Genomic DNA, 16,780 nt, shown 5'->3' on the forward strand with positions numbered 1-16,780 from the left:
TCCTTCTCTGGTCCACCGTGGCCGGCGTTAGCCGAAGCGACCGGTAATGTAGGACTCGGTCAGCTCATGCTCCGGGGCGGTGAAGACCTTGTTGGTCTCATTCACTTCCACCAGGTGGCCCAGGTGAAAGTAGGCGGTGCGATGGGAGACCCGGGCCGCCTGCTGCATCGAGTGGGTAACGATGATGATGGTGTAGCTTTGCGACAGTTCGGCAATCAGCTCCTCGACCCGCGCCGTGGCGATGGGGTCCAGCGCCGAGCAGGGCTCATCCATCAGCACCACTTCGGGGCTGACGGCGATGGTGCGGGCAATACACAGCCGCTGCTGCTGACCGCCGGACATGCCGGTGGCAGGAGCATCCAGGCGATCCTTCACCTCGTCCCAAAGACCGGCCTTGCGCAGGCTGTTCTCAACAATGTCGTCGAGCTCTGACTTGCGGTTGGCCAGGCCGTGAATGCGCGGTCCGTAGGCGACGTTGTCGTAGATCGACTTGGGGAACGGGTTGGGCTTCTGGAACACCATGCCCACCCGGGCCCGCAGTTCCACCACGTCGTTCTTGGGATCGTAGAGATCCTTGCCGTCCAGCTGCAGCTGGCCCTTGACCCGGCAGATGTCGATGGAATCGTTCATCCGGTTGAGGCAACGCAGGAACGTTGATTTACCACAGCCGGACGGACCGATAAAGGCGATGACCTCGTTCTTGGCGATGTCCAGGCTGATGCCCTTGATGGCCTGGGTATCACCGTAGAACACCTCCACATCCCGCAGGGTGAACTTGGGATCGTCGGAGAACGGTGTGCCCACGGTTTTGCCGTATTCGATGACGCTCTCGGCCGGCTTTTCCGGGGCAGCGGCAGGAGCTGACGCTTCGGCCAGATCACGCTGGGCCTGTTCGTTGGAAAGACTTGCGTTCAGGGTACTCATGGGATTCTCCTTACCACCGGCGCTCGAGACGTTTACGCAGCCAAATGGCCAATGCATTCATACTGATCAGGAAGGTCAGCAGCACCATAATGGCCGCCGACGCGCGTTCGATAAAGCCCAGCTCCGGGCTGCCTGCCCACAGGAAGATCTGGACCGGCAAAACCGTGGCGGAATCGAAGAAGCCATCCGGCACATCCACGATAAACGCCACCATACCAATCAACAACAACGGCGCGGTTTCGCCCAGCGCCTGGGCCATGCCGATGATCGAGCCGGTCAGCATGCCTGGCAGCGCCAGCGGCAGGACGTGATGCAACACCACCTGCATCTTCGAGGCGCCAATTCCCTCGGCCGCTTCGCGGATCGACGGCGGCACACTTTTGATGGCGGCGCGGCTGGAAATGATGATGGTGGGCAGGGTCATCAGCATCAGTACCAGACCACCCACCACCGGCACCGACCGGGGCATGCCAAACAGGTTGATGAAGATCGCCAGACCCAGCAGACCGAAGATGATCGACGGCACCGCCGCGAGGTTGTTGATGTTGACTTCAATGAAGTCAGTGAGCTTGTTCTGAGGCGCAAACTCCTCCAGATAGATGGCCGCCGCCACCCCGATCGGAAACGACAGGAACAGAGTCACCAGCATGGTCAGCAGGGAGCCCACCATTGCCCCCAGCACACCGGCATTGCCCGGCTCACGGCTGTCGCCGTGGGAGAAGAACACGTCGTTGAAGGAGTTCTCAATGACGCCCTTCTCCACCAGTTGGTCGGCCCACTGTTGCTGGCGCTCGCTGAGCTTGATGGAGTAGGTGGTGTCGCCCTTGTGCTTGACGTAAACATCCACATCGTCGCTGGCCAGGAACGTCATCGTCTGGGTGGTCCCCAGAATTGACGGATCGGCCTTGAGGGCGTCCTTGAGCTCGTTGGTGGCATAGCTGGACACCAGGCCGTTAAGGGCACGCTGGTCCTCGCGCTCGGACGTAGCCTGGGGCACCTCTTTCTGCAACGCCGCCAGCAGCGGCGCCTTGAAATCGGCCATCCGCAGGGCTTTATCGTCGGTGGCGTCTTCCAGGTACATCAGGCCCTGGTCCAGGGTCACCTCCAGGGTCACCGTGGTCTTCAGGAAACCGGTGTAGCCTTTGCTGATGATGTCGGTAAACAGCGTTACCAGGGCCAGCAGAGCCACGGCGATGGCGGCAATGCCATAGGCCCGGAAGCGCCGTTCCTTGCGATAGCGCCGCTTCAGCGACTGGCGGACGATCTCCGCCTGAGAAGTTGGATTAGTCATACTGTTCCCGATATTTGCGAACCACATGGAGGGCGATGATGTTGAGCACCAGGGTGACGATGAACAGCATCATGCCCAGGGCGAAGGCGGCCAGTGTCTTGGCACTGTCGAACTCCTGGTCACCCACCAGCAGGGTCACGATCTGAACGGTGACGGTGGTGACAGCATCCAGCGGGTTGGCGGTAAGGTTGGCGGCCAGACCGGCAGCCATAACCACGATCATGGTTTCACCAATGGCCCGGGACACCGCCAGCAGGATGCCCCCCATGATGCCCGGCAGGGCCGCGGGGAAGATAACCTTCTTCATGGTTTCGGACTGGGTCGCGCCCAGCGCCAGGGAACCATCCCGCAGGGACTGGGGCACGGCATTGATGACGTCGTCAGACAGTGACGACACGAACGGGATGATCATCACCCCCATCACCAGACCGGCGGCCAGCGCGCTCTCCGCGGACGCCTGCAAACCCAGCGCAGCGGCCAGGTCAGTAATGAACGGCGCCACCGTCAGCGCGGCGAAGAAGCCGTAGACCACGGTGGGAACCCCGGCGAGCATTTCCAGCAGCGGCTTGACGATACCCCGCACCCGCCTGGTGGCGTATTCGGACAGGTAGATGGCGGACATCAGCCCCACCGGCACTGCCACCACCATGGCAATGGCGGAAATCAGCAGGGTACCGACAAACAGCGGGATCATGCCGAAGGCGCCTTCCGCGCCCACCTGGTCCACCCGGATGGCGGTCTGCGGACTCCAGGAAGAACCGAACAGGAATTCGGTCATCGGCACCTTGTCGAAAAACCGGATGGTCTCGAAGATCACCGAGAACACGATGCCAACGGTGGTGAGAATGGCCACTGCGGCACAGGCAAAAAAGATCCGCCGCAGGGTGGTCTCGAACTTCTCCCGGGCGTTGATATGGGGTGCAATCCGCAGCCAGGCCAGGAAACCGCCCAGCACCGCAATCACCACCACCAGCAGAGTCATCATCAGCTTGCTGTCTTCACGCAGGGCGGTCAGGCGGGTGGCCGCCTCGGCGATGGGCTCGGGGACAAAGTCCGCCGACAGCGCACCGGAAGCCACGTTGCTGATCTGCGACAGGATCAGGCTGGCCTCACCAGCCGACTCCGGTCGCAGGTCGTCGGGCAGGCTGCCAACGATCAGGGTTTGGATCACTTTGCCTTCGAAGCCGAGCCAGCAGGCCAGAATCAGCAGTGCCGGCAGGCCACACCACATGGCCGCCCGGGCTGCGTAATAGAACGGTAGGGACTTGAGGTGTCGGATGCCACCCAGCGGCGCCGCCAGGGCCCTGGATCGGGCATAGCCCAGGGCGAACGCGATGGCGATCAACACCACCAGCAGTGGTATCAGGTTGGCAGGTTGCATGAATTCTCTCTTTGTCTGGCGCTTGGCAAAGGCTCAATACTAGCGCGTATAAACTGGTTTCTCAGGGCTTTCCTTACAGACGAGAAAAGTGCGAGACCGCCGGCCCCGCACTTTTCTTGGTCATTCTGCCTTGTCCTGGCGGAGCTTACAGCTCGTTGCCAGTCATGGTTTGCATGTTGTTGGCGTTCTCGGACGCCTGCATGCGGGCAGAGCGGGCCAGCGGGATCAGGCCAACGTCAGCCAGGTAGCCGTTGTTGCCCCAGGTACCTTCACTGGTGAACTCAGCCACGTACTCGGCGATGCCAGGAACCACACCTACGTGGGCTTTCTTGACGTAGAACCACAGGGAGCGGGCAACCGGGTAAGCGTCGGAGCTGATGTTCTCCATGGTCGGCTCCATGCCGTTGATGGTGGCAGCCTGCAGAGTACCGGTGTTCTCTTCCAGGAAGCTGTAGCCGAAGATGCCGTAGGAGGAAGTGTCCGCAGCCAGCTTCTGAACAATCAGGTTGTCGTTCTCGCCGGCTTCAACGAAGGCACCGTCTTCACGGATGCTCTGGCAGACCTGTTCCTTGGCGTCTTTTTCCATGGCGTCGATCATAGGAATTTCTTCACAGCCACCTTCCATGGCCAGTTCAACGAAGGCGTCACGGGTACCGGACGTCGGAGGCGGTCCCATTACACGGATCGGCTTGTTCGGCAGGCTGGCGTCAACTTCGCTCCAGTTCTGGTACGGGTTGGCGACCAGGCGGTCTCCGCCGTTGGGGTCCGGAACTTCCTTGGCCAGGGCCAGGAACAGCTGCTCCAGAGAGATGTCCAGGTTCTCGGCTTCTTTGGAGCTGGCCAGAACGATGCCGTCGCTGCCAATCTTGACTTCAACGATGTCCTTGACGCCATTGCTCTGGCACAGTTCGAACTCGCTGGACTTCATGCGACGGGAGGCGTTGGTGATGTCCGGGTGCTGGGTACCGATACCGGCACAGAACAGCTTCAGACCACCGCCGGAACCGGTAGACTCAAGTTTCGGGGTCGGGAAGTCGGTGTTACGGCCGAAGCGCTCAGCAACCACGGTCGCAAACGGGTAAACGGTTGAGGAACCGACGATATTGATCGTGTCGCGGGCCAGAGTCGGGGTAGATACGGCTGCCATGGCACCGGCTACGGCAACGCTGGCGAGAGCTGCTTTCAGTTTAATCACGGTACGTCTCCATCACTTGAGCTGTTAGCTGCTTTTTTGGTGGCTGATCGGGTCGGATCGCGTCCAAGTCCTTGCCGGAACGAGTAAATCCTGCCCCGCAGTCAAACGGCATGGGTGAGCCGATGGTTGGAGAATACGGAGGGACTGTGACAACTTTGTTACAGCCACTGAAATACACAGCAACCCCTTTTAATGGGATGATGCGGTTATTAACTTGCAGCGACGGCGTGGATCGCTACCATGCCTCCAGCCATCAAAATCTACAAAAATTGCATAGGTAGGCTTCATGACTTCCCTTGACGACGATAAACCCGCCCCCAAAGGCGAGCTGGTATTACAACTGGTGCCACTGCCCGGTGACACCAACGCCAACGGCGACATCTACGCCGGCTGGCTGGTCAAACAGATGGACCTGGCGGCCGCCACCGTGGCCGGTCGCGTCTCCCTCGGCCGCAGTGCCACCGTGGCCATCGACCGGATGGAGTTCCTGTCTCCGCTGCGGGTGGGGTCCCAGGTCAGCTGTTACTGCGACCTGGTGGACATCGGTCGCAGCTCGATGAAAATCCAGGTGGAGGTTTGGACCCTGGACCGGGGCGCCAAGCGCCAGCGCAAGGTAACCGAGGCGCTGTTCGTCTATGTCGCCATCGACGAGCATGGGCGTATTCGGGAAGTTCCGGACCAGTAGCCGGCAACCTGATCGCACCGCTGAACGGCTGTCACCGGGCACCCACATCGGCTCCCAGGGGCACAACAGGTCTATTAACGCGACGGATCTGGTCGCGCTACGGTTCTGAGCACACTATAGTTCTGATAAAAAATCAGACATCAGGAACCTTAACGCGTGACAAGCCCCCAAAACGGCCCGGAATTCCTGGACCGGCACCTGTTGACCGGCATGATGGACATCATGACCGACCACGTCTTCATCCTGCGCCGGGAGAGCCCGCGCTACCGCCTGGTTTATTGCAACCAGGCAATGGCAACGTTCATGCGCCTTCAACCGGCAGACCTTTGCGGACGGCGGCTGGATGAGATTATTCTCGACCCGGATCTGTACGAACGCATTGCAGGCAACTATGACAAGGTCCTCGACGCAGGCCACATCCTGCGCTTCGAGGAGACCACCGAAGGCTTCGAGGCCAACCAGGTCCGCATCTTCGACACCTGTCTCTCACCCATGCCCGGCACCGATGGCAACTCCGTCTATATATGCGGCATATCCCGCGACACCACCGCCCGGCGTGAGGCCGAACTCGCCTTGCAACAGGCCAACGAGACCCTGGAGACGCAGTTGGCGGAGAACCGGGAACTGCACCGGCAACTGGAAGAGGAGGCCATCCGGGACCCGCTCACCAATCTGTTCAACCGGCGCTATTTCCTTGAAAGCCTGACCCGGGAACTCAGCCGCGCCCATAGGGAAACCTATCCGGTGACGCTGATGATGCTCGACATTGATCACTTCAAGGAACTCAACGACAGCCATGGCCACTCTGTGGGTGACCAGGTTCTGGTGGAAGTCAGCCAGCGGCTGTGCGCCGGGATGCGGAAAGAGGATGTGGTCTGCCGCTGGGGCGGGGAGGAGTTCCTGATCATGATGCCGGGGCTGTCGCTGGCGGACGCCCACGTGAGGATCATGAGCTGGCGCCGGGATCACAGCCCGATGGCGGTCCAGCTCCCCGGCCTGAGCCTGGCGGTCAGCTTTTCCTCAGGTCTGGCCACCGCGCCACATCATGGCACCACCACCGACGATGTGATCAATGCCACCGACAAGGCGCTCTACGAGGCCAAGACCAATGGCCGCAACCAGGTCCGGCTGTATCGCCAGCCGGCCTGAGCCGGCAACAGTGCGCCCGCCCTGGTCTCAGCAGGCCTCCAGCGGGGCGTAGGCCAGCACCAGCCATTTGGCGCCGTCATCGAAGTTGACCTGCACCCGGGTATGGTGACCGCTGCCTTCGCAGTTCATCACAATCCCCTCGCCAAACTTGGGATGCCGTACCCGCTGGCCAAGACGGAAACCGGCCTCGGCACTGGCGTCGTTGCTGAACAGGCTTTCGTTGGCACGCTCCACCATGGCCGGACGACTGACGGTGTTGCGCAGGCGAACTTCCTGCAGGCAGTCCGACGGAATCTCCCGCACAAACCGGGACAGCGCGTGGAACTTCTCCTGACCATAGATGCGACGGGACTCGGCGTAAGTCAGCACCAGACGTTTCATCGCCCGGGTAATGCCGACGTAGGCCAGCCGGCGCTCCTCTTCCATGCGGCCGGGCTCCTCCAGCGACATGCCATGGGGGAACAACCCTTCCTCCACCCCGGCCAGAAACACCACCGGGAACTCCAGGCCCTTGGCGGCGTGCAGGGTCATCAACTGGACGCTGTCTTCGTGGGCCTCGGCCTGGGACTCCCCGGCATCCAGCGCCGCCTGGGCGATGAACTCCGACAGCGGGTCCACCCCCTCTTCCACCTCAAAATCGGAGAGGGCGTTGACCAGTTCCTCCAGGTTCTCCACCCGGGCCTGGGCCTTCTCGCCCTTCTCGTTGGCGTGATGGTCCTTCAGCCCACTGTCTTCGATGGTCTGCTTCATCAGCCCCTGCAGCGAGGCGTTGGGTACCAGTTCCGACAGCGACTCGATGATACCGACAAACCGTTGCAGGCCGGTCTTGGCACGACCTTTGACCTGCCCGGCCGCCAACAGCCGCTCTCCGGCCTCCCACAACGAGATACCCTGCTCGGTGGCGAACTGGCGCAACTCCGCCAGGCTCTTGGCGCCAATGCCCCGGGGCGGCACGTTCACCACCCGCTCAAACGCCGCGTCGTCGCGGCGATAGTGCACCAGTCGCAGGTACGCCAGGGCATTGCGGATTTCCTGGCGGTCGTAGAACCGCAGCCCGCCATACACCCGGTAGGGAATGCCCTGGCGCATCAGCGATTCCTCCAGCACCCGGGACTGGGCGTTGGAACGATAGAGGATCGCCACCTCACTGCGCAGGTTGCCATCCGCCACCCAGCTCTCAATGGTATCGGCGATGTAGTTGGCTTCGTCCTGCTCATTGAAAGCGGCGTAGAGGCTGATGGGGTCGCCCTCGGGACCATCGGTCCACAACTGCTTGCCCAGTCGGCCCTGGTTGTTGGCGATGACCGCATTGGCAGCCTTGAGGATGGTCTGGGTCGAGCGATAGTTCTGCTCCAGCCGTACCAGCCGGCCATTGGGGAAGTCCTGCTGGAACTGCTGAATGTTCTCGATCTTGGCTCCGCGCCAGCCGTAAATGGACTGGTCGTCGTCACCCACGATGGTCAGCGGGACCCGCTGGCCGGCCAGCACCTGCAGCCAGGCGTATTGCACGGTGTTGGTGTCCTGGAACTCGTCCACCAGAATGTGGCGGAACCGGCGCTGGTAGTGGGCCAGCAGCTCCGGACGCTGTAGCCACAGTTCGTGGGACCGCAGCAGCAGTTCGCCAAAGTCCACCAGGCCGCTTTGCTGGCACAGGCGCTGGTAGTGCTCGTAGATTTTCACCATCACCGAGGTGAAATGGTCACTGGGATTGGCCTGGATGTGCTCCGCCCGCAAGCCTTCGTCTTTCTGGCTGTTGATGTACCACTGCACCTGTTTTGGCGGCCAGCGGGTCTCATCGATCTGCAGCTCCCGCATCACCCGCTTCACCAGCCGCAGCTGGTCGTCACTGTCCAGCACCTGAAAGTTCTCCGGCAGGCCAGCATCCTGCCAGTGGGAACGCAGCAAGCGGTGGGCGATGCCGTGGAAGGTACCAAACCACATGCCCCGGGACGGCAGGTTGAGCATCTGCTCAATACGATGCCGCATTTCCCGCGCGGCCTTGTTGGTGAAGGTCACCGCCAGCAGGCTGGTGGGCGGCAACTGTTCCACTTGCATCAGCCAGGCCATCCGGTGCACCAGCACCCGGGTCTTGCCGCTGCCGGCGCCGGCCAGCACCAGCAAGTGGTCGTTGGGAGCGGTCACCGCCTCACGCTGGGCGTCGTTGAGCGGGTCGATGATCGGGGATACGTCCATGGGAAATCGTCACAGGCCTGGCGCCCGAGGGCGCAATGAATGTCAACGGCGAAGTATACCAGCCCGGACCGGATTCGGCTTCAGCGAGCCCAAACCGCCATCAACACTGACGCCCGTCAATGCGACGTTCTGGTCATAACCGGCCAACCTAGGTAAAATTACGTACCCTTCATCAAAACACTACAGACCGTTACGTTTGCGCACTTACGGTAGTGTGAACCAAGCTGCAAATAATCTGTAATACGCTGCCTTACGGCCCGGTCAGGAGTCCAAGCCATGCTGTCCGCTCTCAAGATATCCCACAAACTGGCGTTACTGGTGGCCGTGGCCATCCTTGCGTTCAGCATCAGCCAGGGGTTTTCCATCGTCACCGAGCGCAGTAATTCCGAGCGTCTAGCCCAGGTGGAAGAGAGGCTCTACCCCACCCTGGAACGCACCACCATCAACCTCGGCCAGTTGGCGCTGATGGAGATGCAGCTGAAGAACTCCGTCACCACCGGCGACAAGGACCTGCTGCAGGAAACCCGCGGCTACTACGACACCATTCGCGGCAACCTGACCGACATCGCCCGCCTCAACCCGGCCCTGGCCAGTGAGGCCCGGGACCTCGGCAAGCTGCTCGACACCTACTACAACAAGGCGTCCAACCTGGCCACCGGGGTGATCGACGGCACCGCCGATTTCAGCCGTATCGGTGACGAGGCCGCCGCCAACGCCCAACGCCTGGAACAGCTGCGCAGCGACCTGGACGCTATGCGCAAACTGACCCGGTCCCGCTTCCAGGGCGAGATCAGCGACACCGTGCAAGCCGCCAGCCAGGCCGGGACCGCCTCCCTGACCATCGCCATCGCCGCGCTGACGGTGCTGGTGGTGCTGAGCGTGGTGATTGCCCGCTCCATCACCGGCAGCCTGCAGCGCATTATCGAGCCGCTGCGTGACATGGCCTCCGGCGAAGGCGACCTGACCGCCCGCATTGATTACCAGGGTCGCGACGAGTTGCGGGAACTGGTGGAACAGTTCAACCGTTTTGTGGAAAAACTCCATTCTTCCTTTGCCACCATCCGCAAGGACGTGGGCGAACTCAACACAGTGGCGGAGTTGCTGGCCACCACCAGCCAAGTCAATCTGGAGCGCATCAGCAGCCAGGCTCAAGCCATTTCCTCTACCCGTAACTCGGTGGACGAGCTGGTTCGCAGCGTCGAGGAAGTGGCCGGATTCGCCTCCAGCGCCTCCGACCAGACCCAGGACGCCGCCAAGTTCGCCCAGTCCGGCCAGACCACGGTGAACGCCAACGTCGACACCATCAAGCAACTGGTGACCGACATCGAGGGCACCGCCCAGCTGGTGAACCAGTTCGACGAGTTCTCCAGTCGCGTTGGCGGCCTGCTGGACACCATCCAGACCGTTGCCGAACAGACCAACCTGCTGGCCCTCAACGCCGCCATCGAGGCTGCCCGTGCCGGCGAGCATGGCCGTGGCTTTGCGGTGGTGGCCGATGAGGTCCGGGGCCTGGCGGTACGCACCCATAAGGCCACTGAAGAAATCCAGACGGTGATTTCGGAGCTGTCCCGGCTGTCATCATCGGCGGTGGAAGCCATGGAGCACAGCGTTACCCGGGCCCACGACGGCGTCACCGCCACCAACGAGTCCGGCGACATCCTCACCAAGATCCTCGCCAGTGTTCAGCAGATCAGCGAACTGAACGAGCAGATAGCAGCGGCCACCTACGAACAGAGCACCACCTTCAACGAGGTGACCGGGCATATGACGGACATGCACCGGAACGCCGAGCAGGTGATGGAAAGCACCCACCAGCTCGACACCGCCAGCAAGGACATTCATGACGTAAGCAACGGTCTGCAGTCCGTTGCCGGGCAGTTCCGGGTCTGACGCCCCAAGCTCCAAGCGTCAGAAACAACAAGCCCGCACAGGCGGGCAAAACAGCCACAACGGAGTAGCCTCATGACCCCGAAAACCCTTCGTGCCACCCCACTGGCGCTGTGCCTGGCTGCGGCCGGCGTCAGCGCCCAAACCACCGATGACAAGATCGACCAGCTCGAGCAACGCCTGAACGCACTGCAACAGCAGTTAACACAATCCCAGAGCGACCGGGTACGCCTCAACGGTTTCTTCAGCACCGGTTTCGCCCGCGCCAGCAACAACGCCGGCTTTGCCGGCATCACCGACAAGGCCGAAGTCAAAGACCTGAGCCTGTTCGCCCTGCAGGGCAGCTTCCAGGTCAACGACAAAACCCAGGCGGTGATGCAGATCATCGGCCGTGGTGAGGAAGACTGGGACCCGGCGCTGGAATGGGCCTACATCAGCCACCGCCCCACCAACAACCTGCAGGTGCGGGCCGGTAAAATGCGCCTGCCGTTCTTCATGTATTCGGACTCGCTGGAAGTCGGCTATTCCCAGCCCTGGGTGCGGCCCTCAGAAGCGGTCTATGAGCCGGCGGACATCACCAGTTACGTAGGTGCCGATGTCGCCCACACCCTGAATTTCGACAGCTCCTCCCTGACCACCACCTTGTTCGGCGGATTCACCGATGAGGACACCCTCACCGCCGGCCAGCCAGTGGACGTACGCCTGCGCAACGCCGGCGGCCTGACCCTGCTGTGGACCGATTACATCTGGAGCCTGCGGGCGGTGGCCGCCACCGCGGAAACCACCATTGAGGGCCAGGGCTTCTTCATCGCCGATTCCGACCGCAGCAACTTCTACGGCCTCGGCTTTGGTTACGACGATGGTAACTGGCAGGTGCTGTCGGAGGTGACCCGGGTGGAAGTGGACGGCATTTTCGCGGACACCGATTCCGCCTACCTCTCTGTCGGCCATCGTTTTGGCAGCGTGACGCCTTACGCCAAGGTTGGCTGGATTGAATCCGTCGACAACGACGACCGTCCGCTGGCCGTGGACCCGACTCTGGCAGCCCTCAACACGCGCCGTGACGAATACAGCCTGGGCCTGCGCTGGGACGTGATCCCCGGTATCGCCATCAAGGCGGACGTGACTCACGCCCGTGGCTTCGACGGCAAGCCCGGTGGGCTGGGTAACCCGATGACCACCGAATCCAGCACCAATGTCTACACCGTCAAGATCGATTCGGCGTTCTAAGGAGGCGACCCATGAAGACCCTGTTTGCAGCAGTACTTGCCCTGAGCTGTGTCGCCACCCAGGCACTGGCCGACGTGGTGGTGATTGGCAACCCGGCGGGCCCGGACAGCATCAGCGCCAGCCAGGTCCGCGATATCTACCTCAACCGCAGCCAGCAGCTGCCGGATGGCCAGAAAGCCGTGCCGTTTGAGCTTCAGAGCGGCAACCCGGTACGGGCCGACTTCCACGGCAAGATTACCAACCGCAACGACGCCCAGCTCAAGGCGTTCTGGTCCCAGCAGGTGTTCACCGGTCGTGGCCAGCCCCCCCAGGAGCTGGCCAACGCCGGCGCGGTGAAGAACTCCGTCGCTTCCACCCCGGGCGGTATCGGCTACATCGATGCCGCCGAGGTCGACGATACCGTCAAGGTCATCCTCACCCCCTGAGTAACCAGCGCCCCCGCCCAGCGGGGGCGCTTCTCACCATCGTCTTGCATTTCAGTCCTTTGGCGCCATATCCAGTCTCTCAAGCTGCGTTTTCTGAGAGGATGCCCTGTGCCCGATTTCCGCCGTATCAGCCTGACCACCGACCGCCTCAGCCTGCGGCCACTACAGACCGGCGACGCTGACGCCCTGCTCGCGATTTTCTCCGACCCGGAGGTGATGCGTTACTGGAACACCCCACCCTGGTCCTCGTGTCAGGATGCCATCGACTTTATTGAGCAAAGCCATCAGGCCCTGGCCTCAAAGGAACAGGTCATCCTGGGAGTGTACGATCGCCACAGTCAGCAACTGCTGGGCAAGTGCCTGTTGTTCGCCTACGATGTGGAATCGCGCCGCGCGGAAATCGGCTTCGGCCTGGCTCGCCAGAGCTGGGGCAAAGGCTACATCCAGGAAACCGGGCAGGCGCTGATCCGTTTTGGCTTTGAGGACCTCAACCTGAATCGGCTGGAAGCAGAGATTGATCCCGCCAACACCGCATCCGGCAAGGCTCTGGAGCGGCTCGGGTTTAACCGCGAAGGACTGCTGCGTGAACGCTGGATCATCGATGGCCAGGTGTCGGATTCCGGCCTCTACGGCCTACTGCGTTCTGACTGGCAGGCGACCAACACCATCCCACAGGAACGCTGACCATGCCCCAGATCCAGCCCACGGAACTGCCACAACACGCACTTTCGGCCCCCTACCAGGAACAGCAGGCCTACCTGGACTGCCTGACCACCGAGGTGGCCGGACAGGTCAGCCTGGCGGACTATATTGAGGCGTTCTACACCACCCCACTGTTCAAGCTCGAACGGCGACTGCTGGCGCTGGCCCGCAAACCAGCATCCGATGCCGATGCCCGCGCCCTGGCGCAGGCCGAAACCGAGCGTTTCTCCGCCTGGACGGTGGAGGGCCGGCATCCCGACCAACTGCTGCTGCGGGACTTTACCGGTCGCACCCGTTCCTGGTTGATGGTGGCATCAACCGGGCCGCAAACCACCCGCCTGTACTTCGGTTCCGTCGTGGTTCCGCTGGCCTATAATGAGGCCGGCGAGCCCCGCTTCGGCCCGCTGTTCGGCCTCCTCCAGAGCTTCCACGACCGTTACAGTCGTGGCCTGCTCAAGGCCGCCGCCAAAGCCATCGGCAAACGCGGACCGGGCACTAACCGCTAGCTCAGGCAGGCAGCCAACGTGGAAACTTCCAGCTTGTGGCGTCACCCCGATCATCCCGGCATTGAGCTACTGTCAGCCCGCTACACCCGCTTTGAGTTCAGCCGCCACTGGCACGATGAGCTGGCCATTGGCGTGATTGAGGCAGGCGCCGAAGGCCTGGACTACCGCGGTGACCGGCTGCTGATCCCGGAGCAGCACATCGTGGCGATCAACCCGGCGGAGGTCCACACCGGGTTTGCCGGCGCCGATCAGGGCTGGACCTACCGCATGTTCTACTTTGATCCCCAACTGCTTGGGCAGCTACTGGACCCGCCACTTGAACCGATCATCGAGCGCCCGGTGATCCACGACCCGGCGCTGTTTACCCTGCTGCTGGCGCTGCACCGGGCCCTCGAACAGCCAAGCCTGAGCCTGACCCGGAACACCCTGTTGAGCCAGTGTCTGGAGCGGCTGTTCCGCCGCCACGGCCAGCGATCATCAACGCCCACACCGGCACTCGACCGGCCCGCGGCACAGTGCGCCCATGACTACCTGCACGACCACTGGCACAGCAACGTCTCGCTGGATACCCTCGAAACCGTCACCGGTGCCAGCCGGTTCCAGCTGATCCGCAGTTTCCAGGCCCGTTATGGTCTCACGCCCCACCAGTTCCTGCTGTTGCTCAAAGTCCATCACGCCAAGCGCTCCCTGGCGGCGGGCTGCAGCCAACTGGACACCGCCCTGGCCTGCGGCTTCTACGATCAAAGCCACTTCTCCCGCAACTTCAAACGTGCTTTCGGGGTGCCCCCCTCCCATTACCGCACCGACTGACCGGCTGCCTGCAATTCTGTACAAGCGACCAGCGGCCGTTGCGCCGTACCCTGAACCTCCAATCTGGAGGAGTCGCTATGAGTTTACTGATGCCCTGGCTGGGCGTGATGTTTCCACTGGTGTTCAGTCCCGGCCCCGCCAACATCGTCTTTGCCGCCTGTGGCGCACAGCTGGGCGTGCGCCGCTCGCTGCCGTTCCTGGTGGGCGTGGATACGGTATTCCTGGTGCAGTCGCTGGTGGTGGGCTTCGGACTCGCCCAGGTGGTTGCCCGCTACCCGTATCTGGTGCCGCTGTTGCAACTCGCCGGCGCAGCCTATCTGGTTTATCTGGCTACAGGTTTCCTGCGCAGCGGGTCCTCCGCCCAGCCGGATGCCCGGCCGGCCCTGGGCTTTGTCGAAGGCGTGACGATTCAGACCCTGAACGGCAAGGGCTGGCTGTTGGTGGTGCTGATGTTTTCGCTGTTCGGCGAAGCCGCCCGCTCCCAGTTCGGAGCAGCCGGCACACTGGTGCTGGTGGCGTGGCTGGCGGTGCTGAACGTGGCCATGCACCTGGTGTGGATCAAGGCGGGGGCGCTGCTGGCGCGACTGGGCAGCGGCCAGCGTTTCGCCCGCAACCAGAACCGGCTGTACGGTACCTGCCTGTTGCTGGTTGCGGTTTGGCTGATCGTCGACAACGACCTTTGGCCACTGTCGCTCTAGAGGACGGAGGTCAGTCGCCGCGAGGAATGGTCTGGGGTTCGATGAACTCGAACAGGCCTTCCAACCCGCCTTCACGACCAATACCGGATGCCTTCATGCCGCCAAAGGGAGCCTCAGGGGTGGGACCGGTGCCGGTGTTCCAGCCGACATGGCCGAAACGCAAACCCGCCGCCACCCGCTGGGCGCGCTCGGCGTCGGCGGTGAAGACGTAGGCTGCCAGACCGAACTCGGTGTCATTGCCGGCAGCCACCACCTCGTCCTCGGTACGGAAGCTCGCCATGGGCACCAGCGGACCGAAGGTTTCTTCCCGAAAGCACGCCATGTCCGGCGTGACACCAGCAACCACACTGGGCGGATAGAACAGGTTATCGCCGCTGAGGCTGCCCGGCGCCGGTCCGGCCACCAGCTGGCCGCCCTTGTCCAGGGCGTCACTGACGTGGCGGTGCACCTTGTCCCAGCCGGCCCGATTGATCAGCGGACCAATGTCGATGCCGTCGTCCATCCCATTGCCCACGGTCATCCGCTCGACCCGCTCCGCCAGTTTCTGGCCAAACGCTGCCATCGCCTCATCCTGGACAAAAATGCGGTTGGCGCAGACACAGGTCTGGCCACCACCACGGAATTTGTTGGCGATCAGATTGTCAGCAGCGGCATCCAGATCGGCATCGGCGAAGACGATGAAGGGGGCATTGCCACCCAGCTCCAGGGACAGTTTCTTGACCTGCTGGGCGGTATCGAGAATCAGCTGACGGCCTACTTCGGTCGAGCCAGTAAACGACAGCATCGGCACCTCGGGGCTGTCGCACAGCACCTTGCCAATCACCGACGCCTTGCCCATCACCAGGTTGACCATACCTCGGGGAATCGACGTGTGCTGATCCATCAGGCTGAACAGCGCAATCATCGTCAATGGGGTTTCGCTGGCCGGCTTGATCACCGAGGGGCAACCGGCGGCCAACGCCGCCGACAGCTTCTTGGCGATCATGCCGATGGGGAAGTTCCAGGGCGTGATCAGGCCCACCACGCCGATTGGCCGGTAGTGCACCGTCCAACTGCAGTTACGGGCCCGCTCCGGCAGTTCGTGAGGCTCCAGCGCACCAATGTGGCGGGCGCAATAGTCAAAGAAACCGGCGGCGTAATCGGCTTCCCCTTTGGCTTCGGCCAGGGGCTTGCCATGCTCGGCACAGAGTATGCGGCCAATCTCGTCCCGGTGTTCAGTCAGGGCATCGCGGATCTCTTCCAGCCAGCGACGACGGGTTTCCAACGGGTATGGCTGCATCAGCCTGAGCGCCGACTGACCAGCCTCGATAGCCTGGGTCACCTGGTCCGCCGACAGGGATGCCACCTCGGCGATGACATCACCGGTGGCGGGATTGAATACCTGAAACCGGTCGTCGGTCTGGGGCGTCCATTGGCCGTCGATGTATCCGGTGAACTGAGTCAACAGGGGGGACTGAATCATCTTCGCTCCTCACGGGTTCGGTGCACGACGGCGGACTGCACCGGGCTCCTGGAATCGAAGGCGGGGTGCAATCCGTCCTCAGGAAACCACTGCCGGCTTCCTGTCCGGGTATACCCGACTCATCTTGGTCGTTGACCGCGCCGCTGTAAAGCCACCTGGCGAGAAATTCATCAGCACAAAAAAACGGTTGGCCGCCTTGACCTTAGGTCGATTTCCCTGCCTATACTCGAACTACCATGGAA

Annotated in this window: 15 protein-coding genes; 9 read left to right on the forward strand and 6 right to left on the reverse strand. The window is 62.2% G+C overall.

Translation table 11 applies throughout. The features are described 5' to 3' along the window. Positions 1-27 precede the first annotated feature (27 nt). The 4 genes from pstB to J2887_RS18790 form a co-directional block, all read right to left on the reverse strand. Complete coding sequence (gene pstB / locus J2887_RS18775) at positions 28-924, reverse strand: phosphate ABC transporter ATP-binding protein PstB (protein ID WP_227172652.1); 897 nt, start codon at positions 922-924, stop codon at positions 28-30. Positions 925-934: 10 nt separating this feature from the next. After that, complete coding sequence (gene pstA, locus J2887_RS18780; RefSeq protein ID WP_227172653.1) at positions 935-2,215, reverse strand: phosphate ABC transporter permease PstA; 1,281 nt, start codon at positions 2,213-2,215, stop codon at positions 935-937. Further along, a complete protein-coding gene (gene pstC, locus J2887_RS18785; protein WP_227172654.1) occupies positions 2,208-3,596 on the reverse strand; it encodes a phosphate ABC transporter permease subunit PstC in 1,389 nt (462 codons plus the stop codon). The genes pstA and pstC overlap by 8 nt, the downstream gene beginning before the upstream one ends. 145 nt (positions 3,597-3,741) lie before the next feature. After that, the gene (locus tag J2887_RS18790; RefSeq protein ID WP_227172655.1) at positions 3,742-4,791 is read right to left on the reverse strand and encodes a substrate-binding domain-containing protein; all 1,050 of its coding nucleotides are present in this window, start codon (positions 4,789-4,791) and stop codon (positions 3,742-3,744) included. Positions 4,792-5,077: 286 nt separating this feature from the next. On the opposite strand from J2887_RS18790, the gene J2887_RS18795 reads away from it, so the two are divergent. Both J2887_RS18795 and J2887_RS18800 read left to right on the forward strand, forming a co-directional pair. Continuing rightward, positions 5,078-5,476, forward strand: coding sequence for an acyl-CoA thioesterase (locus J2887_RS18795; protein ID WP_227172656.1), 399 nt, complete (start codon positions 5,078-5,080; stop codon positions 5,474-5,476). A gap of 156 nt (positions 5,477-5,632) precedes the next feature. Next, entirely contained in the window at positions 5,633-6,625 is a 993-nt protein-coding gene (locus tag J2887_RS18800) for a GGDEF domain-containing protein (protein ID WP_227172657.1), read from the forward strand. Positions 6,626-6,652: 27 nt separating this feature from the next. Here J2887_RS18800 and uvrD read toward each other — a convergent pair whose 3' ends face one another. Further along, positions 6,653-8,818 (reverse strand): DNA helicase II, encoded by a 2,166-nt coding sequence (gene uvrD / locus J2887_RS18805; protein WP_227172658.1) that lies wholly within the window; start codon positions 8,816-8,818, stop codon positions 6,653-6,655. Between the two features lie 276 nt (positions 8,819-9,094). On the opposite strand from uvrD, the gene J2887_RS18810 reads away from it, so the two are divergent. The 7 genes from J2887_RS18810 to J2887_RS18840 all read left to right on the forward strand — a co-directional run bounded on the left by J2887_RS18810 (position 9,095) and on the right by J2887_RS18840 (position 15,076). Beyond that, positions 9,095-10,708 (forward strand): methyl-accepting chemotaxis protein, encoded by a 1,614-nt coding sequence (locus tag J2887_RS18810; RefSeq protein WP_227172659.1) that lies wholly within the window; start codon positions 9,095-9,097, stop codon positions 10,706-10,708. 72 nt (positions 10,709-10,780) lie between these two features. Further along, the gene (locus J2887_RS18815) at positions 10,781-11,935 is read left to right on the forward strand and encodes a porin family protein (RefSeq protein ID WP_227172660.1); all 1,155 of its coding nucleotides are present in this window, start codon (positions 10,781-10,783) and stop codon (positions 11,933-11,935) included. Positions 11,936-11,946: 11 nt separating this feature from the next. Beyond that, complete coding sequence (locus tag J2887_RS18820) at positions 11,947-12,360, forward strand: phosphate ABC transporter substrate-binding protein (protein WP_227172661.1); 414 nt, start codon at positions 11,947-11,949, stop codon at positions 12,358-12,360. A gap of 108 nt (positions 12,361-12,468) precedes the next feature. After that, positions 12,469-13,044, forward strand: a complete 576-nt coding sequence (locus J2887_RS18825) for a GNAT family N-acetyltransferase (protein WP_227172662.1) — start codon at positions 12,469-12,471, stop codon at positions 13,042-13,044. Positions 13,045-13,046: 2 nt separating this feature from the next. Then, a complete protein-coding gene (locus J2887_RS18830; RefSeq protein ID WP_227172663.1) occupies positions 13,047-13,568 on the forward strand; it encodes a hypothetical protein in 522 nt (173 codons plus the stop codon). An 18-nt stretch (positions 13,569-13,586) separates the two neighbouring features. Continuing rightward, complete coding sequence (locus J2887_RS18835; protein WP_227172664.1) at positions 13,587-14,378, forward strand: AraC family transcriptional regulator; 792 nt, start codon at positions 13,587-13,589, stop codon at positions 14,376-14,378. A gap of 77 nt (positions 14,379-14,455) precedes the next feature. Further along, positions 14,456-15,076: a LysE family translocator gene (locus J2887_RS18840; protein WP_227172665.1), complete on the forward strand. Its 621-nt coding sequence runs from the start codon at positions 14,456-14,458 to the stop codon at positions 15,074-15,076. Positions 15,077-15,086: 10 nt separating this feature from the next. On the opposite strand, the gene J2887_RS18845 is transcribed toward J2887_RS18840, so the two are convergent. Beyond that, positions 15,087-16,538 (reverse strand): NAD-dependent succinate-semialdehyde dehydrogenase, encoded by a 1,452-nt coding sequence (locus J2887_RS18845; RefSeq protein ID WP_227172666.1) that lies wholly within the window; start codon positions 16,536-16,538, stop codon positions 15,087-15,089. Positions 16,539-16,780 lie beyond the last annotated feature (242 nt).

This window comes from Marinobacter sp. CA1 (assembly GCF_020546665.1).
Lineage (GTDB): Bacteria > Pseudomonadota > Gammaproteobacteria > Pseudomonadales > Oleiphilaceae > Marinobacter > Marinobacter xestospongiae.